This window comes from Polynucleobacter sp. es-GGE-1, assembly GCF_018882005.1.
Classification (GTDB): domain Bacteria; phylum Pseudomonadota; class Gammaproteobacteria; order Burkholderiales; family Burkholderiaceae; genus Polynucleobacter.
The window spans coordinates 189,159-212,480 of record NZ_JACVPE010000007.1 but is presented as its reverse complement, the minus strand read 5'-3'; the positions used below and the strand labels follow the sequence as shown (position 1 = coordinate 212,480).

Here is a 23,322-nt window from a genome sequence, read left to right as displayed (position 1 = left end):
CAGTGTCAGGCTCTGAACAATACTCTTTAGAAATACTAGATCATCTATCTGATGTATCTGTCGCAGATTGGAATTCCCTCCTCGGTGTCGATGCTGGCCCTTTTCTGAGATATGAATTCTTAAGCGCCCTCGAAGAGACCGGTTGCGTTGGCGGCATTACGGGATGGCAAGTAGCCCATCTTGTTTTAAAACAAGCAAGTAAATTAGTTGGTGCAATGCCGCTCTACTTAAAGCGGCATTCCTATGGTGAGTTTGTCTTCGATTGGTCATGGGCGCAGGCTTACGAGCAACAGGGCCTGAACTATTATCCAAAGGTACTTTGCGCCATTCCCTTCACCCCTGTACAGGGCTCACGTATCTTATGTAGAGCTGACTCAAGCGCTACCGAAATTCAGAAGGCGTTGATTGCTGGTCTCAAGTCTTTGTTGACAGACAATGATCTTTCATCGGCGCATATTCTATTTCCAATGCCTAATGAGGCAGCTCATCTAAAAGAGCAAGGCTTCTTATTACGAGATTCAGTACAGTTTCACTGGCATAACCAAGATTTTCAGAACTTTGATCAATTTCTATCAGTGCTCACTATGAAACGCCGTAAAAATATTCGTCGTGAACGTGAGCAAGTCGCAAAAGAGGCTATTACGTTTAGGCATGTGCCCGGAAAAGATTCAAGCGATCTAGATTGGGAATTCTTTTTTGAGTGCTATCAAAATACCTATTTAGAACACCACTCGAGCCCCTACTTAAGCGAATCATTCTTCAAGCTCTGGGTAAAGCAGATGCCAGAGAACTTGCACCTCATACTGGCTGAGCGCAATAGAATTGCGATAGCTGCGTCATTGCTGGTGGTTGATCAACAATCTTCCAAAGCTTATGGCAGATATTGGGGTGCACTAGAACGCATCCCTTGTTTGCACTTTGAGACTGCTTATTACCAGGCGATTGAATACTGCATTAAAGAAGGGATTCAGACATTTGAGGGGGGTGCACAAGGGGAGCATAAAATGGCACGCGGATTTTTACCCACCACCCTGCAATCTGCCCACTTTATTAAAGACCCAAGATTTGCAAAGGCTATTGGACATTTCCTAGATCGTGAGCACCAAGGCATTGGTGCCTATGTCGATGAGCTTGCCGAGCATAGTCCGCTGAAATCGACTAAAGTACTTCAATGAATTCTGGAAGCAACGAACCTAAATCTCCCCAAGCGCAAGATGGATCACACTCCCTATCAACTGGAGATGATGAATCAGATTCACCTTGTATTGGGGTCTGTACGACTCTCTACGATGAGATTTGCCAAGGCTGCGGCCGAACCTTGCATGAGGTGAGTAATTGGGTCTTTTTCTCTGATGCAGAAAAAGCCTCTGTGTGGAAGCGCATCCGTGAGGATGGTACTGCTACCCGCTTTCAGCGACAGGCCAAAGAAAATAAGCCTGCATAATCTTCGCAGGCTTATTATTTTTTAAATCTACATTACTAAGGCGATCACTTAGCCAGTTAACTCCTGGCTACGTAAATATTCTTCGTAAGTGCCCGAGTAATCGACGACCGTACCGTCCATCTTCACTTCCAAAATACGGTTAGCCAAAGCAGAAACAAATTCACGGTCATGAGAAACAAAGATTAAAGTGCCATCGAATTTTTCAAGCGCAATCTGCAAACTTTCAATCGATTCCATATCCATGTGATTGGTTGGCTCATCCATTGCTAGCACGTTATATTTTTGGAGCATGAGTTTGCCCCAAATCATCCTGCCCTTTTCACCACCAGAAAGGACTTTTACTGACTTACCAATATCGTCACCGGAAAATAAGAGGCGCCCCAAAGTGCCACGAATGACTTGATCATCGTCACCAGTGTTGCGCCACTCATTCATCCAATCCATGAGCAGCTCATCTTTAGCAAACATATCCGTATTGTCTTGCGGCATTACGCCGACGCTCGCATTCTCTGCCCACTTCACATCTCCACTATCTGCGCTGATACCATCGAAGCGCTTGCTGAGAATAGTTTTTAGAAGTGTTGTCTTACCTGCTCCGTTTTGACCAATGATGGCAATTTTTTCGCCAGTACGCACACCTAACTTAAAGTTCTTGAAGATCACGCGGTCATAGGCCTTAGTGAGTGCATTGCACTCGACGGCCATGTTATGCAGCTTTTTCTCAGTATCAAAACGAATGAACGGGTTTTGACGCGAGGATGGCTTTACTTCAACAACCTCAATCTTCTCTAACTGACGCTGGCGTGAAGTTGCCTGACGTGCTTTAGAAGCATTTGCTGAGAAGCGGGCTACGAAAGCCGCTAATTCAGCAATTTTTTCTTTGGCTTTCACGTTATTGCTTAACTGTTGTGTTCGTGCCTGAACCGATGCCAGCATGTAGGAGTCGTAGTTTCCTGGATAGACCTTCAAGGTTCCATAGTCCATATCGGCCATATGCGTACAAACTTCATTAAGGAAGTGGCGATCATGGGAAATGATGATGATCGTGCTTTTGATCTCATTCAAAATATCTTCTAACCAATGAATGGAGTGAATATCCAAGTTATTGGTTGGCTCATCTAAGAGCAAGACATCTGGATCTGAGAACAAAGCTTGAGCAAGCAAGACACGCAATTTCCAACCCGGAGCAACGTTGCTCATGGGGCCATCATGTTGCTCAATCGGAATACCAATACCCAATAACAACTCACCCGCTTTTGCTTCCGCGGTATAGCCACCATACTCAGCGTACTTCCCCTCGAGCTCAGCAGCCTTCATGTAGTCTTCGTCAGTAGCCTCTGGGTTGGCGTAGATGGCATCACGCTCAGCGGCAGCTTTCCACATCTCCTCATGACCCATCATCACTACATCGAGTACCCGCACGTCTTCATAAGCAAACTGATCTTGACGCAATTTACCTAAACGAATGCCGGGGTCTAAGCTCACATTACCGCTAGTTGGCTCTAACTCGCCACCCAGAATTTTCATGAAGGTAGACTTACCGCAACCGTTGGCACCAATGAGGCCATAACGATTACCACCGCCAAACTTCACGGAAATATTTTCAAACAAGGGCTTCGCCCCGAACTGCATGGTGATATTAGATGCGGACAACACGGATGTTTTCTAGCTTTCTGAAATTCAATTCAATAGATACCCCCAGTATTGGGAGCAAAGACCGATATTTTAACGGTTTAGAGCGAGGAAAGCCTTAAATCAAGTGCTGATTAGACTTTGACCCTAAATGGGGTGAAATTCGTGTGGATATCGTAATAATCCTCATTCTCTTTGCGCTTAAGGAAATTGACGATCCAATAGGTGAAAGGTGTCGCCAAAACCTCCCAAGCCGTTTTCAGAGCATATTGAGCTAAGGCTACCTGGATAATTTCGTGGGTTGGCCAGATGCCATAAAAAGCCAACATATAAAAGAATGAAGAATCAACCATCTCCCCTACTGCAGTCGAACCAATCGTGCGCATCCATAAAAAACGCCCTTGAGTCCAAATTTTCATCTTGGCTAATACAAAGCTATTGGCAAAACTGCCGCACCAAAATGAGAACATGGAAGCCAGGGCAATGCGCCAAGAGTTGCCAAAGACGGTTTCTAAACCATGCTGATAGTTGACCATGTAAGTCCCTGGTGCCACTGGTAACGCAATCACGATCTGCGCCATGATGGCTGCAAACGCTAAGGCAGCAAATCCCGCCCAAACAGCTCGACGGTCATAAGCGTAACCATAAACTTCCGTGAGGATGTCGCCAAAGAAATAGGCGATCGGGAAAAACAAAATACCGCCGCCAAAGGTCAATTCACCAAAATACGGCAAGTTCACAACAGCCACTTTACCAGCACCAATAAAGTTCGAGCACAGTAGCACGACCACAAAGGCAGCCAAAATCAGGTCGTAATAGCGATGGTGTCGTCTCGGCGAGTCCATAAGTCAAGAAAAATGGATAATAGAAAGAAGAATATCCGCATTCCTGAACTTACGCAGGAAGCGGTCAGAAAACAATCTATAGGACAACTAGAAACATGAGCAAAGCCAGCTTTAATTGGGAAGACCCCCTCTTACTTGATACCCAGTTAACTGAAGAAGAGCGCATGATCCGTGATGCTGCCGCTGAATACGCTCAAGGGCGTCTCATGCCCCGCATTTTGGAGGCTTATCGCAATGAGACTACTGACCCTTCTATCTTTCGTGAGATGGGTGAGCTCGGTCTCTTAGGTATCACCATTCCGGAACAATACGGCGGCGCCAATTTAAATTACGTCTCTTATGGATTGATTGCTCGTGAAATTGAGCGGGTCGATTCTGGTTACCGCTCCATGATGAGCGTGCAATCTTCTTTAGTGATGGTGCCTATCAATGAGTTTGGTAGTGAAGCACAAAAGCAAAAGTACTTACCTAAATTAGCCACGGGCGAATGGATTGGCTGCTTTGGCTTAACTGAACCAAACTATGGGTCAGATGCTGGCGGCATGATTACTCGCGCTAAGAAAGTACCCGGTGGATTTTCTTTGACGGGTTCCAAGATGTGGATCTCCAACTCCCCAATCGCTGATGTATTTGTAGTGTGGGCTAAAAATGATGAAGGCGTTATTCGCGGCTACATCTTAGAAAAAGGGATGAAGGGCTTAAGCGCTCCAAAGATCAGTGGCAAGATGGGTCTTCGCGCTTCTGTTACCGGTGAAATTGTGATGGATGAAGTGTTTGTGCCCGCTGAAAATGAATTCCCAGAAGTTACTGGCCTGAAAGGACCCTTCACCTGCTTAAACTCTGCACGTTACGGTATTTCTTGGGGCTCATTAGGTGCAGCTGAATGGTGCTGGCATGCAGCGCGTCAATACACCTTAGATCGCAAGCAGTTTGGCAAACCCTTAGCTGCCAATCAACTGATTCAAAAGAAATTAGCGGATATGCAAACCGAGATTGCACTCGGATTGCAAGGTTGCTTGCGTTTAGGTCGCATGAAAGACGAAGGTATCGCTGCTCCTGAAATTACCTCCATTATGAAACGCAACTCTTGCGGCAAGTCTCTAGAGATTGCCCGTATGGCACGTGATATGCATGGTGGTAACGGCATCTCGGATGAGTATGGCGTGGTGCGTCACATGATGAACTTGGAGGTCGTGAATACCTACGAAGGTACACATGACATTCACGCTCTCATTTTGGGTCGTGCTCAAACCGGCATTCAAGCTTTTAGCTAATTTAGGTTTAGCTTCGCCACGATGGCCTTTGCTGCTTTAGCAAAGGCCTCATCACTGTCATTCTCAAGTTGTAAAAAATTCTCAATCTTATATTGAGGAAAGTTGCGCACGATCGAGGATTGATAGGAAGGGTCATAGTGCATGACCAACAACTCTTCAACTAAAGATGGAAACTGCTTTGCGTCAATTGCTTCATTCCATTGGGCAATTTGCACTTTTCCATAATGTGCTGTGAGTAGTGCTAATTTACGCTTGAAATTATCGGTATCACTTAAAAAATGATGGTATTCACGAATTAACCATGACACCCGTGTTTGGGTGCTTGATCTCAATTCAATGCAGGCGCCATTACGAATCTTTTCCATCAAGGCATCGGGGATGTGAACACCGCCTACCTTTTTACTTTCTGATTCTACGAGCACGGGCTTAGTTGGGTCTAGTGAGCGTAGTGCATTCCAAAGCGCAGTTTCAAAACCTTTTTGTGAAGGCTGCTCGATATTGGGCTCATTGCCTAAAACCGAGCCACGATGAATCGCGAGGTCTTCTAAATCTAGGATCTGAGCACCATACTGCTGCGCTTCTTGAAGCACTCTTGTTTTACCGCTACCCGTCATGCCACAAATCACTTGAAAAGAGAAATGCTTTGCTGCAGCCTCTAATCTATCGATCACAGTTCTTCTGAATCCTTGATAACCACCTTCTAACTGCATCGCTTTCCAGCCAATCCGATTGAGGATATGAGTAAACGCCCCGCTACGCTCACCACCGCGCCAGCAATAAATCAATGGTCGCCATTCACGGGGCATTTCCAATAAATGGTCTTCTAGATGATGAGCAATATTGCGAGAAACTAAAGCAGCACCCAGCTTCTTTGCTGCAAAAGGAGAAACTTGCTTATACAAAGTACCAATCTTGGCGCGTTCTTCATTATCTAAAACGGGGTAGTTGACAGCGCCTGGAATGTGATCGAGAGCAAACTCAGCGGGTGATCTGACATCAACAATGAGATCAAAACGATCTAACTCTGTCAGAAATTGATCTAACTTTAAAATATGCGGATTGCTAGGTTGCATATCGCAGTGTTAGCTAATCTTCTGCAAAATGTGTTCAGGCCAAGGCGCTGATTTATTGGTAGTGAGATCTACCCAAACCATCGTAGCACCACCAATCGCAGCCTCTTCTTCAGGCGAAGTGGTTAAAGACATGCTGGTATAGACATCGATACTGGTTCTACCGATAGCACCAATCGATGTTTTGAGGATCAATTCACCTGGGTAAGAGAGTTGTTTATAGAAGTTACAAAAACCGTTCATCATCAACATCGACTCACGCCCAGGGGCTACCTGATAACCCATTGAAGTAATCCATTCAACACGCGCTTGCTCCATATACCGAAAGTACACAGTGTTGTTAACATGTCCATAAGTATCCATGTCACCCCAACGAATGGGCATAATCATTTCATGAACAAGCTTTCGCTCCTCTGGGATGGCGATGCGCATTGTGATGCAGTACTGTGGATTTATTTCACTTGCAATGCAAGTTGATATAAATTGGTTGATCGAGCACCTGATCGGCAAAATGCAAGAACTGGACTAGGCATCGTGTTTAACAAACGTGCCATCTCTCTCACTTGCTCAACAGTCATCGCGCTAGGCACCACTGGCAAGTAGGCATAGTGCAAGCCTAATTTTTCTGCTTCAGCTTGAATATCAGCATTCTTTGGCTGATCAGGACCGCCTTCACCGTCAGGGCGATTATTGATGACGCTTTTATAGCCTTGCTGAGCAATTTCAGCAAGATGGCTTGGATCAATTTGACCAAGTGTGCCGAATTGATCGTTATGACAAGTAATAGGAAGACTCATGACACCCTCTTCAATTAAGAATTAACACTATGAATAGGAGTGATTCTAAATCAGGCCGAACTAGACCGCCTGTTTATGGGCGCCAAAGAACCGGTCGCAAAGCGCCATTCCAGCCAACATCGCAAGCACAAATACCAGCGCCTTAAAGTGGCCAGCACCAAGAGCAACGATGGCTGGGCCTGGGCAAAATCCAGCAATCCCCCAGCCTGCCCCAAATATCAGGCTGCCAATGATGAGAGGTTTGCTGATGTCTCGTCTTTGGGGGATATGCAAGGCACCGCCAAAGAAGGCTTCCGTTCTTTTGCTGACGACATAAAAGCCGCCGAGACCCACAATTACTGCACCCGCCATGACAAATATTAAGGATGGATCCCACGTTCCTGCTAAATCCAGAAATCCTAAGATTTTCTGTGGATTGCTCATGCCAGAAATAATCAAGCCCACCCCAAAAAGGACGCCAATGAGATATTGACTCAACAAACCGAAGTGCCTTTTCACATCAGCCTCCGATCACATGACGCAGAACAAAAACAATCAAAAAGCCAGCAGTCATAAACGAGACCGTAGCCACTAAAGAACGGGGTGATAAACGCGAGAGTCCACAAATACCATGGCCACTGGTGCAACCAGAGCCATATTGAGTGCCAAAGCCCACCAAAAGACCGGCAATAACTACCGCAAGCCAATCAGCCTCTACCTCAACAATGGGACGTATTTCAAAAAATAATGCTGCCAATAATGGAGCAGTGAGTAATCCTAAAATCAAAGCCATGCGCCATGCGCGATCGCCTGACTTGGGACGCAAGAGACCAGAAATAATTCCGCTGATACCTAAAATTCGACCATGAAACAATACATAAAGGGCTGCTGCAACACCCAGAATTATTCCCCCTAACAAAGAAGGAATGGGTGTGAATGCGAGCCAATCAATTTGCATGTATTTTGTCTAGTCTGATTAAGCGCAAGGGTTAGGAGCATGGCGCATTTTGAGATAGCAGAGTGCTAAGTAGGCGCCAAAGATAAAACCGGGTAGAGCTAACAAAGAACCGACTGCAAGGGTAGAGATGCCACTTAAGCCCTGACCTACAGTGCAGCCTAAGGCAGTAACACCACCAAACCCCATCAATGCAGCACCCACTAAATGATTGCCAGTATCTTCGGCATCCCGAAAGGATTCAAAGCGAAAAGATTTTGTGGCTAATGAGACAAATGCTGAGCCCAAGATCATCCCCACCACTGCAACAATGCCAACCGTCAATACTTTAGAGGTATCGCTATACATCATGAGCCAGTCTAGAGAATATGCGTATGGCGCTACAAAAGATAAGCTCTCCATGCGACCAGAGTTGGTGACTAAGAACACTTCCTCAAGCGTATTGGGATCCTCAGCAACATATCCTAGATTGCCAGATACCCACCAGACCACACAGATAGCAAGACCTACCGCTACCCCAGCAAATAAATTATTAGCAGTCCAAAAAGCTTTGCTAGCAAGCGCATAAGCAATGAATGCAAAGCCGATCATGAAACCCAAAGCCAGATGAAGATGTGAGCGTGCCATTCCCAATGGAGCGCTCAGAAGACTCGGCAAATCTTGTGGCGTATTAAATGCAATGAAGATGGTATCCAAAGTATTGATCCGAATGACACCCAAAAAGCCACGCATCGTCATATAGGCAGTTAAACCTAAGACCATAAAAACGACTACAGACTTCAAATTACCGCCACCAATCCGCACTAGGGTCTTACTGCCGCAACCAGACGCTAAGACCATTCCAAAGCCAAACAAAATACTGCCTACTATCGTAGAGATCCATAAAAACTTATTGCCGGTATAAAAACTCTTCAGAGGATCAACTAGGCCCAGATAAGACATTAAGGCAAAACCAATCATCGCTACACCAATGGCTAAAAACCACTGCCTTAAGCGTTCCCAGCTAGACATGATGAATACATCAGATACTGCACCCATGCTGCAAAAGCCAGTCTTTTGCATCACTGCACCAAGCAAAAAAGTAATAGCAAAAGTCGCCCAAAGGACTGACTTGCTTAATGAATTGATATCGACAACATCCATAGCGACTATATAAAAAGTTAAGGTTTGAATTTATAAAACTGTTGATTGAGATAGGCAACAACATCAGCCTCATCTTCAGGAAAAAGATCTAGGCGAAGCTCGGTATTACAAAGGCTCACCATCTTCTTCAAATTGGCCATCGACTTCACCTTGCCATCGCTGCGCGTATAAATCATGTCGCCATTACTAAAACCGGATTTCTTGGCATGACAGGCATAGCATTTTTGCTGATCAATGGTTTTACCGTTTGCCAAATCGGGTGCAGCAAATACTGGTGCACTCACTAGTACACTCAGAGCTACTACTGAGAGGGTTTGGATAAAAATCAATTTCATTACAAATCAAGGATTTAGAATTAATCCTCTATTTTAAGGCCCAATAGCCAAAATTGCCCTACTCCGCCTGGATCGACAGATAAACGTTATAGGCATTCATGCGGTTGGCAGCTCTATATAAGGGCATTCCTTCATATTCTGACCAATCCGTCTGTTGATACGCCTCCTCAAAAGGATCCATATTGATAGCGGCCTTAGCCATTGAGTCGCGCAGATACTTCAAATAGTTTTTTGTAAAAGCAATGTCTTCCTTGGGCTTAACTGAAAAGCCGCCATGGCCTGGAATCACAACATTGGGATTGAGTTTAGCAATCTCATCTAAGGCAATTAACCAACCTTTGCTATCAGCATTGCCCACAAATGGAATACGGCCCCGAAAGACGAGATCGCCAGCAAAGAGGACTTTTTCTGAGGGAACATACACCATCAAATCCTCTGGTGCATGCGCCGGACCGACTCGACTAATCAAAAATTCCACCCCACCAATGTTCAATTTAGATTGTTTATCAATCCAAACATCTGCCGATATCAACTGAGTATTTGCATTCACCCAAGGCGCAAAGTCAATCCTGGAGACAATCAAACGCTGCTTCGCTGTCTCAGAAGAGAGATAGTTTCTGCCCTCACCTTGGGCATAGATCTTGGCGCCAATCTTTTTAAATTCTTGCAAGCCATAAATATGGTCGGCATGGTAGTGACTCACAATCACTACCACCACTTTTTGCTTGGTCACTTTCCTAATCTCAGCAATGAGCTTTTGCGCCAAGATCGGCGAGCCCAATGCATCCATCACTACTACACCGCCTGGCGTGACCACAAAGCCCGCATTAGAAATAAAGTTCTGATTGGCACTACTGCCCATTTCCGCAAAACCCTGCACAAAATAAGTATGGGGAGCCACTTGCACCGGCTTCAGTTGGATTGCATCAACAGGATTAGTTGCTTGTGCATAAGCGACACTACTAAAGACGAGAGATCCTATTAGGATCCCTATCAAATGACTTACAAACCGAATATAGCTATTGAAGCTATTCATGATGCTTAAGGCTTGATGTAGGCAAAGCCGTCTTTGTATTGCAGATCAGCTACACGTACCACTCCTGATGGCGTGAAATCCGCGTCAAGGGTGAATTGATCTTTCTTCAGGTTACGATTTTTCAGAGTAATTTCACAAACTTCAAATTTCACACCGCGGGATTTCAATGCACCAACCAATGGGGCATATTCTGTGCCATTCTTTTTATCTTTAGCACCTTCCATCAACAAGTCAACGCCATTAGCATGTGTCACCACAATAATGCTTGTCTGTGGCGATACATCTAAATGGTTGCGAATATTGCGCAAGCCTTTTAAACCTTGAGCTTCAGCATCATCAATGTGATACACCACTTTAGTTGAGCCGGTTGATTGGGCTTGGGCCATTGATGTAAAGCCAATGGAGATCAATGATGCAAAAATCAGGGTAAGAATTTTTTTCATTGCAAAAGCTTTCAAGATTAAATTTAGATCGATGCCATACCGGGGTTATTCGAAACACCCTTAATGACAGGTTCATTGAGCTTCACTGCTTTGATAACTTTCACGTCACGTAAATGACGTTCCATGACATCCCAAATTGGTTCGCCACCAGTATTTTTTGCTTCTTCGCTTACCGGTGCCCAACCAGCAACTTTATAGGTCTTATTGGCTTCGATAGGTTTGCCATGAAGTCGCATATCGGTAATACGCTTACCTGCACTTTGAGCAGGATCAATCGTGTATTGCATGCCGCCAACCCGCACCATATCGCCACCTTGTTGGTAATACGGGTCAGGATTAAATAAATTATCCGCAACATCTTCGAGAATGGTTTTTATAGTCTCACCAGTCATATTAGTGACAGTAGTGTATGGATAAGTAATGGCTGTTTGATCAAGCAAGTTCTCGCGGGTGATCGGCTGGCCTGGCAACAGACTGGTACCCCAACGGAAGCCTGGTGAGAAAGCAATCTCTGCATTCTTCTGCGCCATGAGGCCATCCAAAATCAGCTGGTCAAAGCTACCGTTGAAATTACCGCGACGATATAAAAGACCTTCAGTGGTGGCTAACTTTTCACCTAACTTCGCTTCGAATGGAGCTCTCACTTTAGCGATTAACTTATTCATGGCTGGATCAGCTGAAATCATATTGGAGAAGATAGGCAGCAGCTTGTAACGGAAATCAACTGGCTTGCCACCCTTCACATCAAAATCTAAGACACCCAAGAATTTGCTATTTGAGCCAGCGTTAGTCACTAGAGTGATGCCGCCAGCATTCTTCACCTTGACTGGAATAGGAACGCCATCATGGGTATGGCCACCTAAAATGGCATCCAAGCCCCGCACTCGGGATGCCATCTTCAGGTCCACATCCATACCATTATGGGATAGAAGAACCACAACCTTGGCGCCTTTTGATCTCACTTCATCAATCGTCTTTTGCATATTCTCTTCTTGAATACCAAAGGTCCAATCAGGAGTGAAGTAGCGAGGGTTTGCAATTGGTGTATATGGGAACGCTTGGCCAATGATGGCAACTTGTATTCCATTCTGTACTTTCATGACATAGGGATTAAATACTATGTCGCCAAAGTCCGCTGTCTTGATGTTTTGTGCAATGAAAGAAACCTTACCTTTGAAGTCACCATTGACAATTTCCATCACGCGCTTCTCACCTAAGGTCATCTCCCAATGCGGCGTCATCACATCAACACCCAAGGCAAGGGCAGCATCCACCATATCCTGACCATTCGTCCAGAGTGCAGTACCAGAGCCTTGCCAAGTATCCCCACCATCGAGCAGTAGCGCTCCTGGGCGAGTGGCTTTCATTTGTTTAATCAAGCTAGCCATATGAGCAAAGCCACCCATCTTGCCGTAGTTTTGCGCAGCAGCCACATAATCTAAATAGGTGAACGCATAAGCATCACGAGTACCTGGGGCAATACCATTCGCTTTTAAGAAGTATTCACCAACTAAATGTGGAGTCTTGCCTTCTTGAGTGCCAATACCAAGATTCACATTGGGTTCACGGAAATAGATTGGCAACAACTGCGCATGGCAATCTGTGAAATGCAGAAAATGGACATTACCAAATTTAGGTAGATCGTAAAATTTTTGGGCAGCGGTTTGTGCATTCACAAAATTGGATTGCAAACTCATCCCGCCAGCAGATGCAATCGCCAAAGCTTGCAAAAAATCGCGACGACTTAAAGACATAAAGTTCCCCTTGCAAAAACAGGCCTGTCGGCCTGTTCTTTATTTTTTCTATTGACTTACTGATTGACTGGAGAGGCAGGATCCAGCAGTAAAGCCATCACATCCTGAATTTGCTGCTCATTTAAGAGCTTGAAGTGGGCGAAACGCGGCATATTGCTGCATGCGTTATAGGCCTTAGAGTTATTGATGCGATTCCAGGTATAGGTCACCACTTCAGGTGAGTAGCCACGGAGCTTGCCGTAGTTCCAGAGAGTGGGTCCAATCGTTCCATAAGAAATCTCTTTCTTGTCGATCTGGTGACAGTTGTAGCAACCACCACCGACTGGGGTATCTGCTTTATCTGTCCAAGTTGCGCCACGACCACTCTGGGCAATCGCTTCACCCTTCTTCCAATCACCAATATATTTACCATCAGAAGGCTGCTTAATTGAATCCATGTTCACCTTCTGAATCTTCTCGCGCATTTTTTCGCCTTGCTTGCTGGACAAGAAAACAGGATCAGAACAGAACTTTTGGGTTGCATCTTGATCAATACGATCCAAGCCAGCGATACCATCTGCTCTAAAGCCATCCTTCATCATCTTATTAAATTTAGGATCATTCGCTTGCTGAGCGGTTGCAAAGTCTTGCATGCTGAATGCTGCTACTGCAAAAGTAGTAATAGCTAAGAGGGATTTGATGTTCTTCATATTCATATTCTCTGTCTCTTATCCATTAACGCTTCAAACCAGGAGTTTCAACTGTTCCACCATTGGCGTTCTTTGCCATATACATCGACAAAGCTACAGTCAAATCAGAGCCATAAATCGGGAATGGGAAACGCTGCTGACGATAGCAATCGTTCAAACGCTGTTGCATGGTCCAAAACTGTCCGCTTGAGACGCGATATGCTGGCCAATAGCCCCAACCCAAAGCAGCACCGTTTTGTGTAGTGATGTTAGGCAGGTCTTGCAAGCGAATCCGCTTACCATCCTCACCGTGACAAGACGCGCAGGAAAAATCCATGGGACCACCTTGGAAATAGAATGCACGCTTCCCAAGCTCATACATTTCTTTTTCTTTAGGATGATTCGTGCTCACTTTAATCTTGTCACCCTTAGATAAAGTGACTACGTAAGCCACAATCGCCTCCATATCCTTCTTAGGTCCCTTATGAAAGGGGGCATCAACTATTTCTTGCAGGTCACGGCCCTGTAGCTTTTGCATACACGTCATCAAGCGTGACTCAAGATCTTGAACTTTATTAGTATCTTTGAAGTAGCGTGGTAGTTGTGCTGCTGCGCCTTTCACAACTCCAGGCCCTAGACCTAAATCACACTTCTCAAGTGTGGCGTTTTTAGGACCGGCTGGTTTTTTCCATAACTCTTCACCCGCAGCTTCATACAGCTCGGAAGGATTTCCATCTGCAATCATCTCGCGATACTTTGCAATATCGTCTGTTGCATTTTGCGCATACGATGAAGATGAAATTGACAAGATTGTTGCCAATACTCCTGAGGCTAAGCCTAAGGTGAATTTACGCTGCATTTATTACCCTTTCAAAACTATAAAGGTGGCAAAGATGTTTGGCATTAAGAAGCAGTTGCTTCATCGGTGCGCTTGTCACCTTTGCTATCGACCCAACTCACCACAATCTTGTCGCCTTTGGCGCCTTTGTATTTGAAGTTCAAAAATGGATCCTTAGAAACTGCTGGACCAAATTGACCATTCAATACATCTTTACCATTTGCTTTGACATTAATTGTGCTGATGAACCATGCAGGAATCGTTTTACCGGCAGCATCTTTACGCTGACCAGATTCCATATCGTGCTTCATCAAAATTTTTACATCCACAATTCCACCGTTCTCAGCAGCTCTAACGCGCATTGGATCAGCCATGTTTTCCTCTTGTATCTAGTGATTCGTTAATAGTATTGATTGGGGTTTAGAGTAATTAAGCGCGGCAATTAACCGCCGCAACCACCTAATGTGACTTTTACTTCCTTAACGGCCATGCTCCACTTGCCATCCGCTTTTACCAAAGCATAAACATTGGAGGTTTGACCCATTTTGATACGAGTAGTTACAAACGGCTCAGTACCAGCAGGAATGAAGAATTGCGCAGCCAAGGAGCTTGGGTTTTTTTCAACCAAGATAGCCATTTGCTCTGCCTTGAGAGTAGTTGTAATGCCAACGGGAACTACTGCGCCATTTTCTGCAATATCAGGAGCATTCAAAGTGACGGCAGCAGATTTATCTGGGCTACCTGCGCCTAAGATTTTGAATACATCATCTAAGCTCTTACCTTCAAAAGCGGCTTTATTCCACTCTTGCGCTTGGGCTACGCTGATAAGACCCGCAGAAGCCATCAAGCCAAAAACGGCTGAATATTTCAATAAACTGCGTCGCTGCTGATTCATAAAAACTCCTTAAATAATCTACTCTTAGTATCAAATATAGCGGTATTTCAAAAAACCCTCTGCAAACCTATTGTCCCGTAAGTACCCAGCGCACAAGTATTGCCCTGTCTTCATTGGATAACTGTGGCTGTGGCGGCATCGGAATTGCTCCCCACACGCCTGAACCGCCATTTTTGACTTTAGCCATTAGCTTCTCCTGAGCCCCGTTCTGGTCTTTATATTTTGCTGCAATATCGGCAATCGATGGGCCTACTAACTTCGTATTTGACGCGTGGCAAGCAGAGCAGTTTTCATTCTTAAATAATGCTGCTGGCCCTTTTGTAGATGCAGCATGGGTATCAGCGGCATGGGCCAAGCCCTCACCCGCAGAACCGGGTAACTTGTCCATTGGCGGCTTGGTTGTGTCTGTACCTCGGTATGGACCATAGAGGCGATTTTGCTCTGCAATGTTGCCATGGGCATTTCTGGCAAAGTCAGGGAGCGTAGACCCGATTTGCACAAACTTGATGCAATTACTCATACATGAAGAACCATTCACATCTGGCTTACCATTGACGCTCCAAAAGCCGTGATTTCGAGTCATGCCATTTCGGTTCGGCATCTTTTTCTGTACTTCAGCGATATTGGCATTACTCAGGACAAAATCATCCGGAACAATTTCACCCAAGCTCAAAATAAATGCAACAAGTGCATAGGTTTCATCCGGCGTTAAAGATCTAGGTGCATTCCAAGGCATGGCGCGATAGATGTAATCCCACAAAGTAGAAACGGTGGGAACTTTCATCAAGGTAGTACGCTGTGGTTGCTTACGATCCGCCAAGGACGCAACTTTGCCAGTTTTGATGTCATCTACTGTCGTTCCGCCAGCGATTGGGGTGAAGATCTCATTAGATTCCCCGAAGACGCCATGACAGCTAGCACATTTAGATTCCCAAATTGCCTGCCCTTGTTCTACAGAGCCAGATCCCTTCGGCAAACCCTTAAAGTCAGAACGAACATCAATATCCCATGCAATCACTTCTGCCGGTGTGGCATTACGACCGATGCCTGAATACTGAGTAGCGCCTTTTGAACTTTGCGCATAGGCAAGCTGGGAAGAAAATACCGCAAGGGCTAATAGCGCTAGACGAGCAAATAATTTATCCAACTTGGACATTGCTCACCTCGCCATTGGAGTCTAATTTCCAGGACTGAATTGCATTGTTGTGATAAATCGAGCGATTACCACGTAAATCACGCAGTACTTTTATCGAAGGCTGAATATAGCCAGTATCATCCACCGCTCTAGATTGCAAGATTGCGGGGGATCCATCCCAAACCCAGTCGATATTGAAGCGGGTAATAGATTTTGTGAGGACTGGTGTTTCTAGGCGTGCGGTACGCCAGTTATTACCGCCATCAAATGACACATCAACGCGTTTAATTTTTCCTCGTCCGGACCAAGCCATACCGCTGACGTTGTAAAAACCTTTGTCGAGTAACTGCTGACCGCCAGATGGAGCGGTAATCACAGACTTGCATTCCTGAATTGAGGCATATTGACGATGCATACCATTTGGCATCAATTCAATATAGTGAACCGCTTCATCTTTGGTATTCCAAGGCATGTCCCCTACTTCTAAACGGCGTAACCACTTCACCCAGCTAACGCCCTGCACACCCGGTACCACTAGACGCAATGGGAAGCCATTTTCTGGGCGCAACATTTCGCCATTCATGCTCCAGGCTACGATCGTATCCTCCAAACAGCTCTCTAGATTAATCGTGCGAGTCATGCCAGATCCGTCACCTCCCTCAGCAAGCAGGAACTTTCCTTTTTTCAGATCTGCCCCACATTCCTCAAGCAATACCTTGAGTGGCACACCCGTAAATTCGCAACAAGAAAGCATGCCATGGGTGTACTGCACTGTTGGCACAGCGACGTTGCCCCACTCAAGGCCGGTATTAGCGCCGCACTCAATAAAGTGGGTACGGGAGACTGATGGCAGTCTCATTAAATCATTCATGGTGAACACGCGCGCATTTTTGACCATGCCATTCACCATCAAGCGATGGGTTTCTGGATTCAGGTTGTACCAACCCTGGTGATGGCGCTCAAAGTGCAAACCATTGGGAGTAATGGTTCCAAACAAACCTTGCAGCGGAGTAAATGCTACTGAGGAAGCTGCTACTCGCGTCAAACCAGGTGACTCACGTCGTATTAAATTAGCTTCATAGATTGAAGGCACACCGTAAGGCATGGTGGCAACATTTTTTCCCAAGGTGGTTTGCCACTCTTGCTTTTCCAAAATGGCAGGATCACCTTCGCCGACTGCAAAAGCTATTGGTGCGGTCAAGCCTGCTGCTGCCCCACCGACAGCCGATAGAAGGCCTTTGCGTAAAAAGCCACGACGGGTTTCATCAATACCATTGGCATTGATATCAGCAATTAAGTCCTGAGAGACAAAGTGTTCTGGCGCTTTGACTAAACGAGCTCGATGGGCAGACTTCTCCACTGCAGAGATATCTTCAGGACGCAGTTCAATTTGCTTGTTTGATATAGCATCTTTTTCTGCCATTAATGAATACCTTCAGCAATCTTGGCACACACTGATTGGCACATATCTACGGTTGCGTTATCTGCTATTGAGTAATAGACGGTTACGCCTTCTTTACGCCGGAGCAAAATGCCTGCTTTGTGTAATGCCAAAAGATGTCTTGAAACATTGGCCTGACTTGAACCGCACAATTCGATCACTTCAGAGACCGATTTTTCCCCGCTACAAACTGCATACATGATCCGCAGGCGAGAAGGCTCCGATAGCACGTTGAAATAAGCGGCTACCTTTAAAAATACCGCCTCCATTTGCTTTGGAGTTAGGTTCTTTGTCGCTTTTTGAGCTCTGGCTTTCATGCGGTCTATTAATATGAATATATGCGTATAAAAGCATATTTAACGCTTATATCCGCCCTATTTATATAGTGAGATACCCTAAGAGCGTCTGACGATACAATCCAGCGATGGACATGGAAGCACTCATCCTCTCATTAAAGCTAGCTATTTGGACTTTGGTCCTCATTCTTCCTTTTGGAGTTTGGGTAGCACATCATCTGCAAAGCATGGGCAAGTCCAGGTCATGGATTGAGGCCGCTCTAGCTCTTCCTCTGGTTCTGCCGCCAACCGTTTTAGGCTACTACCTTCTAGTTGGCCTGGGTGGCAAAAGTATCTTGGGTATTCCTCTGGTGTTTTCATTCACTGGAATTTTGATTGCCTCACTGATTGTTAACTTGCCTTTTGCCATTCAACCAATCCAGCGCGCGTTTGAGGCAATTAATCCAGAAATTCGGGAAGCAGCTCAAGTGAGCGGTCTCTCTCAGTGGCAAATCTTTCGCCTCATTGAATTACCTTTAGCTTGGCGCGGCATTACCAGTGCAGCTGTTCTGACTTTTGCCCATACCCTTGGTGAATTCGGTGTCATCCTGATGGTCGGTGGTGCCATTCCAGGAGAAACTAAAACTGTTTCGATTGCCATTTACGACAAAGTCCAAAGTTTTGATACCGTTGGCGCTGGCGCACTCTCATTCATCTTGCTAGCTACTTCGCTAATTGCCATTGCCATTTCATATGGCGTGTTTGGTCGTCACCCCTCGCGTACTAAAGAGTGGAGAAGCTGATGTTCAAAATTAAGCTCTCTCAGACCACGCCTAACCCTTTGCAACTCAGTCTCGAATGCGTCCCCGGAGAACTCCATGCCTTGGTCGGACCATCAGGTAGCGGCAAGACAACCGCCTTAAGAACTATTGCTGGCCTTAATAATGCTGAAACGGGAAAAATCGAATGTGGCGGCGAAATCTGGTTTGAAGCCAATGAAGTGAAGGGCATTACTACCTCACTCAGCCCTGCCCAACGCTCTTGCGGATTCTTATTCCAGCAGTACGCCCTCTTTCCACATTTATCTGCGCTCGAGAATGTCTGCATACCACTATATAACTCGGTGGCTGATGTTACGGAGCGTAAAGTACAAGCACAACGATGGCTGAACCGCATGGGTATTGGTGATTTAGCCATTCGCATGCCCAATCAACTCTCAGGCGGTCAGCAACAACGGGTGGCATTAGCAAGAGCCTTGGCAAGATCACCCAAGATCTTATTATTGGATGAACCTTTTTCTGCGGTAGATGCGCCAACACGCCAAGGTCTCTATAAAACCTTAGCTGAACTGCGTAAAGATTTAAATATTCCGATTCTGTTGGTGACTCATGATCTTCGCGAAGCCGATTTATTAGCAGATCGTATTACTGTCATCGACCAAGGTGTTGGACTGCAGACTGCTCCACCTCAGGTTCTTTTTGAAAGACCTAGAAATTCTCGCGTTGCAGAGCTAGTAGGCATCAATAATAAGTTTGAAGGCGTATTTACTGAAGGCAAACTGACTTGGAGTGGATGTAATCAGATATTTAATGTAGTTGATAAGGGCAAGATCCCCCCGCACACTCCCGTTGCTTGGGTCATCCCTGCAGATGGCATCAGCCTTGATGCAACACTCAGTAAAACAGCAATTGAAGCCAAAGTGGAGCACATCAGTTCATTAGGTCAGATTGCCGTCATTCAACTACGCACACTCGCAGGGAATCATGTCATTACTTGGGAAGCATCTGCTGCTGAGGTAAAACGCTTATCTTTGGAGGCTGGCAATAAGTCTTATATTGAAATTGATGGGGGCAAGATTCACATCATGCCACTGCGCCCAATCAACGACCCAAGGCGCTTCAGTAATTAGTCATTACTAAATGGGCTTCTGAGCCACCAAACCGAGTATGGCAGACATACCAGTATGTCTTGGACCTTCTGATAATGCTTTTTCGTAAGAATGAAGCTCCAGGATATTAAAGTCTTGAGCTAAATCGCGAATCAGCTCTTCTGTATAGAGATGTTCTATCAATGATGGGCCACCCGTTTTATATTCCAACTGCTTAGGTGTGTAACCCTGCAGAATAAAGAGGCTACCTGGCTTCAGAGTCTCGTAAGTCTTTTGAAAGATCCGCTTACGCATTGCCGGATCAGCAAACTGAATAAAGATTCCGATGACAGCATCATAAGTATTAGCATGCCATATAAAGCTATCAGTATCGGAGAATGAATATTCAACTTCTACCTGATTATCTTTAGCAAACTGTTTTGCTTTAGCTAACGCAATATCCGATGCATCAAAGCCAACCACCTGCATACCTTGCTTTGCCAGCCAGACACCATTGCGACCCTCGCCATCAGCAATACAAAGCACCTTGTCACCAGTCTTGAGATACTGATTTGCCTTTTCAACAAGGTACTCATTCGGCTCTTTTCCAAAGATGAACTCTTCTTTATCAAAGCGCTCATTCCAGAACTGGGTTGCGTCAGCAAAGCTCATAAGAATCGAATGCCTTACTTCTTCAAGCCGCCAACAAGATCGCTTTTAAGATCGTTGATATTCTCAAGGCCTACTGCAATACGTACTAAGCCATCTGTAATTCCTGCAACTTTGCGAGCCTCTGGCGTTACACGGCAATGCGTTGTCGTCGCTGGATGAGTAATCGTGGTACGGGTATCGCCTAAGTTAGCTGTAATAGAGCAAAGCTTGGTTTGATTGATTAGGTTGAAAGCCGATTTTTTTCCGCCCTTGAGAACAAAGGAGAGAATAGCCCCACCCGTTTTTTGTTGGCGCATTGCCAAAGCATGTTGCGGATGTGATTTAAGGCCTGGATGGTAGACGCGCTCAACACCAGGCTGTTTCTCGAGCCATTGCGCTAATGCAAGGGCATTCTCGCTCTGCTGCTTCATACGAAGCTCAAGTGTCTCCAGACCTTTGAGAAACACCCAAGCATTAAAAGCAGACAGTGTTGGTCCTGCGGTTCGAACGTATGGGAATACCTTACCCATAACAAAATCTTTGCTGCCCACAATCGCACCGCCAACCACTCTACCCTGACCATCTAAATACTTGGTTGCTGAATGAATCACGACATCAGCACCTAAAGCCAATGGCTTTTGGAGAGCTGGTGTGCAAAAACAGTTATCTACCGCAAATAAGGCTTTTGCTTTATTGGCAATCTTAGAAATCGTTTTGATATCGGCAATCTCAGTCAAAGGGTTTGATGGGGTCTCAAGATAAAACAGTTTGGTGTTTGGCTGGACAGCAGCTTGCCATGACTTGGTATCTGCCAAATCAACATATGTAGTGGTAATTCCAAAGCGGCCGAGGATGTTAGTGAACAACTGAATCGTTGCACCAAAGACAGAACGTGAGCAAACTACATGATCGCCCGCTTGCAAATGCGCCATCGCCATCGTCAAAATGGCAGACATACCAGAAGCAGTTGCAATGCAAGCTTCACCACCTTCTAAAGCGGCCAAGCGATCTTGGAACATACTGACAGTTGGATTGGTAAAGCGTGAATAGATAAAACCTTGGTCCGCATGGGCAAAGCCATCAGCCGCTAACTCAGCACTATCAAAACAGAAACTGGAAGTCAGAAACATAGCCTCTGAATGCTCTTGATATTCAGCCGTGCGACGAGTGCCAGCGCGGACCGCTAAGGTCTCGAGCGCTAGCTTGGAAAAATCAGGTTTTTTGCGGGTAGGTTTACTCTTCATAATGCTATTTTGACACCGAATTGCAGAATTGCCTCGAGTGAGGCAATTCTTGTCGCTTTTTAGTCTTCGGTAGCCAAATGTAGGTGGAGCTGGGAGCGAGCAAAGTCGCTTGAATCACGCTGACGGTCTGCCTGTGCAGCAGAAGAATTACGCTGCGCTTCCAAGGCATCCAAATACGATTCATTAATGTCGCCAGTAATGTAATGCCCATCAAAACAAGAGGCTTCGAAATTATGGAGATTGGGATTGATATCCGTTACCGCCTGTTTCATATCTTCAACGCTTTGATAGATGAGTTGGTCGGCGCCAATCATCTTGTTAATTTCTTCATCAGTGCGACCATAGGCAACTAACTCGCTACGCGTTGGCATATCAATACCGTAGACGTTCGGGAAGCGCACTGGAGGTGCAGCAGAGGCAAAGATCACTTTCTTAGCACCAGACTCGCGTGCCATTTGCACAATCTCAAATGAGGTAGTGCCACGGACAATAGAATCATCCACGATCAAGACAGTCTTATCTTTAAACTCAATCCGCATGGCATTGAGTTTCTGACGAACAGACTTTTTACGCACAGCCTGTCCCGGCATGATGAAGGTACGACCGATATATCGATTCTTAAAGAAGCCTTCGCGATAATCCACGCCTAATTTCTTAGCCACTTGCATTGCTGCAGGACGACTAGAATCCGGAATCGGCATAACTACATCAATTTCATCGACATTAGTCTCTTTGCGAATCTTCTCCGCCAAGTAATCACCCATGCGCATACGCACGTTATAGACCGTGACTCCATCGATGGTGGAGTCTGGACGAGCCATGTAGACGTATTCAAAAATACAAGGCGTCAGAACAGCATTCGGTACGCATTGACGCGCATAGAAGTTGCCGTCTAAATCAATATAGATGGCTTCACCAGGATTAACATCCCGCACAAAGGTAAATCCGAGACCTTCCAGTGCAACGGATTCAGAGGCTACCATCCATTCTGGGCCTTGCGGTGTATCAATCCGCCCAATACAAAGAGGACGAATACCAAATGGATCGCGGAATGCCAGCAAGCCATAGCCAGCAATCAAAGAGACTACGGCGTATGAACCCTTAACGCGACTTGTTACGCCGGTGACAGCATTAAACATCGCGCCCTCATCCAAGGCAGCACTATTTGTTTCTTTTTGGAGTTCATCTGCTAAGACGTTTAGCAATACTTCGGTATCTGAGCTGGTGTTAATGTGACGACGATCTCGATAAGCCATCTCTACACGTAAGCTTGGAGCATTAGTGAGGTTGCCGTTATGAGCCAAAATAATGCCATAAGGCGCACTGACATAAAACGGTTGCGCTTCTTCTTCGCTACTTGCTGAGCCAGCGGTGGGGTAACGTACTTGGCCAATACCAGCATTACCCACTAAGCTGCGCATATTACGAGTTCTAAACACGTCTCGCACTAAGCCATTGGCTTTATGCATCGTGAACGAATTACCGTTCATTGTCGCAATGCCGGCAGCATCTTGTCCGCGATGCTGCAAGAGCAACAAAGCATCATAGAGAAGTTGGTTGACTGGGGAGTGGGAAACAGTTCCGACGACGCCGCACATATC

Annotated in this window: 27 protein-coding genes; 5 read left to right on the top strand and 22 right to left on the bottom strand. The window is 45.7% G+C overall.

What is annotated here, in order from left to right:
• The first annotated feature begins 2 nt into the window (after window positions 1–2).
• Window positions 3–1,175, top strand: coding sequence for a GNAT family N-acetyltransferase (locus tag ICN35_RS07470; RefSeq protein ID WP_216125926.1), 1,173 nt, complete (start codon window positions 3–5; stop codon window positions 1,173–1,175).
• Window positions 1,172–1,444, top strand: coding sequence for a DUF1289 domain-containing protein (locus ICN35_RS07465; protein ID WP_216125924.1), 273 nt, complete (start codon window positions 1,172–1,174; stop codon window positions 1,442–1,444). Before ICN35_RS07470 ends, ICN35_RS07465 begins: the two co-directional genes overlap by 4 nt.
• Window positions 1,445–1,492: 48 nt before the next feature.
• On the opposite strand, the gene ICN35_RS07460 is transcribed toward ICN35_RS07465, so the two are convergent.
• Both ICN35_RS07460 and ICN35_RS07455 read right to left on the bottom strand, forming a co-directional pair.
• On the bottom strand, window positions 1,493–3,100 hold the full coding sequence (locus ICN35_RS07460; RefSeq protein WP_216125922.1) for an ABC-F family ATPase: 1,608 nt from the start codon (window positions 3,098–3,100) through the stop codon (window positions 1,493–1,495).
• Between the two features lie 110 nt (window positions 3,101–3,210).
• Window positions 3,211–3,921 carry a queuosine precursor transporter gene (locus ICN35_RS07455; protein ID WP_216125914.1) on the bottom strand — a complete coding sequence of 237 codons (711 nt, stop codon included), beginning with the start codon at window positions 3,919–3,921 and terminating at the stop codon, window positions 3,211–3,213.
• Window positions 3,922–4,016: 95 nt separating this feature from the next.
• Here ICN35_RS07455 and ICN35_RS07450 point away from each other — a divergent pair, with 95 nt between their 5' ends.
• Window positions 4,017–5,195 carry an acyl-CoA dehydrogenase gene (locus ICN35_RS07450; protein ID WP_216125911.1) on the top strand — a complete coding sequence of 393 codons (1,179 nt, stop codon included), beginning with the start codon at window positions 4,017–4,019 and terminating at the stop codon, window positions 5,193–5,195.
• Here the strand turns inward: ICN35_RS07450 and mnmH are convergent.
• The 17 genes from mnmH to ICN35_RS07365 form a co-directional block, all read right to left on the bottom strand.
• Entirely contained in the window at window positions 5,192–6,268 is a 1,077-nt protein-coding gene (gene mnmH / locus ICN35_RS07445) for a tRNA 2-selenouridine(34) synthase MnmH (protein ID WP_216125909.1), read from the bottom strand. The genes ICN35_RS07450 and mnmH overlap by 4 nt on opposite strands.
• 9 nt (window positions 6,269–6,277) lie before the next feature.
• Entirely contained in the window at window positions 6,278–6,697 is a 420-nt protein-coding gene (locus tag ICN35_RS07440; protein WP_216125907.1) for a thioesterase family protein, read from the bottom strand.
• 20 nt (window positions 6,698–6,717) lie between these two features.
• On the bottom strand, window positions 6,718–7,062 hold the full coding sequence (locus ICN35_RS07435) for a TIGR01244 family sulfur transferase (RefSeq protein WP_215294762.1): 345 nt from the start codon (window positions 7,060–7,062) through the stop codon (window positions 6,718–6,720).
• Between the two features lie 60 nt (window positions 7,063–7,122).
• A complete protein-coding gene (locus tag ICN35_RS07430; protein WP_216125905.1) occupies window positions 7,123–7,560 on the bottom strand; it encodes a DUF6691 family protein in 438 nt (145 codons plus the stop codon).
• Between the two features lies 1 nt (window position 7,561).
• A complete protein-coding gene (locus ICN35_RS07425) occupies window positions 7,562–7,999 on the bottom strand; it encodes a YeeE/YedE family protein (RefSeq protein ID WP_216125902.1) in 438 nt (145 codons plus the stop codon).
• A gap of 18 nt (window positions 8,000–8,017) precedes the next feature.
• Complete coding sequence (locus ICN35_RS07420; RefSeq protein WP_216125900.1) at window positions 8,018–9,139, bottom strand: YeeE/YedE family protein; 1,122 nt, start codon at window positions 9,137–9,139, stop codon at window positions 8,018–8,020.
• 17 nt (window positions 9,140–9,156) lie between these two features.
• Window positions 9,157–9,474, bottom strand: a complete 318-nt coding sequence (locus ICN35_RS07415) for a hypothetical protein (protein WP_216125898.1) — start codon at window positions 9,472–9,474, stop codon at window positions 9,157–9,159.
• Window positions 9,475–9,532: 58 nt separating this feature from the next.
• On the bottom strand, window positions 9,533–10,510 hold the full coding sequence (locus tag ICN35_RS07410; protein WP_216125896.1) for an MBL fold metallo-hydrolase: 978 nt from the start codon (window positions 10,508–10,510) through the stop codon (window positions 9,533–9,535).
• Window positions 10,511–10,515: 5 nt separating this feature from the next.
• The gene (locus ICN35_RS07405; RefSeq protein WP_215318048.1) at window positions 10,516–10,953 is read right to left on the bottom strand and encodes a DsrE family protein; all 438 of its coding nucleotides are present in this window, start codon (window positions 10,951–10,953) and stop codon (window positions 10,516–10,518) included.
• A 23-nt stretch (window positions 10,954–10,976) separates the two neighbouring features.
• Window positions 10,977–12,707, bottom strand: a complete 1,731-nt coding sequence (soxB, locus tag ICN35_RS07400) for a thiosulfohydrolase SoxB (RefSeq protein WP_216125893.1) — start codon at window positions 12,705–12,707, stop codon at window positions 10,977–10,979.
• A gap of 56 nt (window positions 12,708–12,763) precedes the next feature.
• Window positions 12,764–13,402, bottom strand: a complete 639-nt coding sequence (gene soxX, locus ICN35_RS07395) for a sulfur oxidation c-type cytochrome SoxX (protein WP_216125891.1) — start codon at window positions 13,400–13,402, stop codon at window positions 12,764–12,766.
• A 19-nt stretch (window positions 13,403–13,421) separates the two neighbouring features.
• Window positions 13,422–14,234 carry a sulfur oxidation c-type cytochrome SoxA gene (gene soxA, locus ICN35_RS07390; RefSeq protein WP_216125888.1) on the bottom strand — a complete coding sequence of 271 codons (813 nt, stop codon included), beginning with the start codon at window positions 14,232–14,234 and terminating at the stop codon, window positions 13,422–13,424.
• A gap of 44 nt (window positions 14,235–14,278) precedes the next feature.
• Window positions 14,279–14,587 carry a thiosulfate oxidation carrier complex protein SoxZ gene (gene soxZ / locus ICN35_RS07385; protein WP_087909856.1) on the bottom strand — a complete coding sequence of 103 codons (309 nt, stop codon included), beginning with the start codon at window positions 14,585–14,587 and terminating at the stop codon, window positions 14,279–14,281.
• Between the two features lie 68 nt (window positions 14,588–14,655).
• Window positions 14,656–15,108 (bottom strand): thiosulfate oxidation carrier protein SoxY, encoded by a 453-nt coding sequence (gene soxY / locus ICN35_RS07380; RefSeq protein WP_215294781.1) that lies wholly within the window; start codon window positions 15,106–15,108, stop codon window positions 14,656–14,658.
• A gap of 67 nt (window positions 15,109–15,175) precedes the next feature.
• Complete coding sequence (locus ICN35_RS07375) at window positions 15,176–16,264, bottom strand: c-type cytochrome (protein ID WP_216125886.1); 1,089 nt, start codon at window positions 16,262–16,264, stop codon at window positions 15,176–15,178.
• Window positions 16,248–17,603 (bottom strand): sulfite dehydrogenase, encoded by a 1,356-nt coding sequence (gene soxC, locus ICN35_RS07370; RefSeq protein WP_370625667.1) that lies wholly within the window; start codon window positions 17,601–17,603, stop codon window positions 16,248–16,250. The genes ICN35_RS07375 and soxC overlap by 17 nt, the downstream gene beginning before the upstream one ends.
• 62 nt (window positions 17,604–17,665) lie before the next feature.
• Entirely contained in the window at window positions 17,666–18,001 is a 336-nt protein-coding gene (locus tag ICN35_RS07365; protein ID WP_215318057.1) for a metalloregulator ArsR/SmtB family transcription factor, read from the bottom strand.
• Between the two features lie 113 nt (window positions 18,002–18,114).
• Between ICN35_RS07365 and modB the strand changes: the two genes are divergently transcribed.
• Window positions 18,115–18,762, top strand: a complete 648-nt coding sequence (gene modB, locus ICN35_RS07360) for a molybdate ABC transporter permease subunit (protein WP_255535749.1) — start codon at window positions 18,115–18,117, stop codon at window positions 18,760–18,762.
• Window positions 18,762–19,868 carry an ABC transporter ATP-binding protein gene (locus tag ICN35_RS07355; RefSeq protein ID WP_216125877.1) on the top strand — a complete coding sequence of 369 codons (1,107 nt, stop codon included), beginning with the start codon at window positions 18,762–18,764 and terminating at the stop codon, window positions 19,866–19,868. Before modB ends, ICN35_RS07355 begins: the two co-directional genes overlap by 1 nt.
• A 6-nt stretch (window positions 19,869–19,874) precedes the next feature.
• On the opposite strand, the gene ICN35_RS07350 is transcribed toward ICN35_RS07355, so the two are convergent.
• Genes ICN35_RS07350 through purF form a run of 3 tightly spaced genes read right to left on the bottom strand, consistent with a single transcriptional unit; the run spans window position 19,875 to window position 23,319 of the window.
• Window positions 19,875–20,498, bottom strand: coding sequence for a bifunctional 2-polyprenyl-6-hydroxyphenol methylase/3-demethylubiquinol 3-O-methyltransferase UbiG (locus tag ICN35_RS07350; RefSeq protein ID WP_215294793.1), 624 nt, complete (start codon window positions 20,496–20,498; stop codon window positions 19,875–19,877).
• A 14-nt stretch (window positions 20,499–20,512) separates the two neighbouring features.
• On the bottom strand, window positions 20,513–21,721 hold the full coding sequence (locus ICN35_RS07345) for an O-succinylhomoserine sulfhydrylase (RefSeq protein ID WP_216125871.1): 1,209 nt from the start codon (window positions 21,719–21,721) through the stop codon (window positions 20,513–20,515).
• Window positions 21,722–21,780: 59 nt separating this feature from the next.
• Entirely contained in the window at window positions 21,781–23,319 is a 1,539-nt protein-coding gene (gene purF, locus ICN35_RS07340; protein ID WP_216125868.1) for an amidophosphoribosyltransferase, read from the bottom strand.
• Window positions 23,320–23,322: the final 3 nt, after the last annotated feature.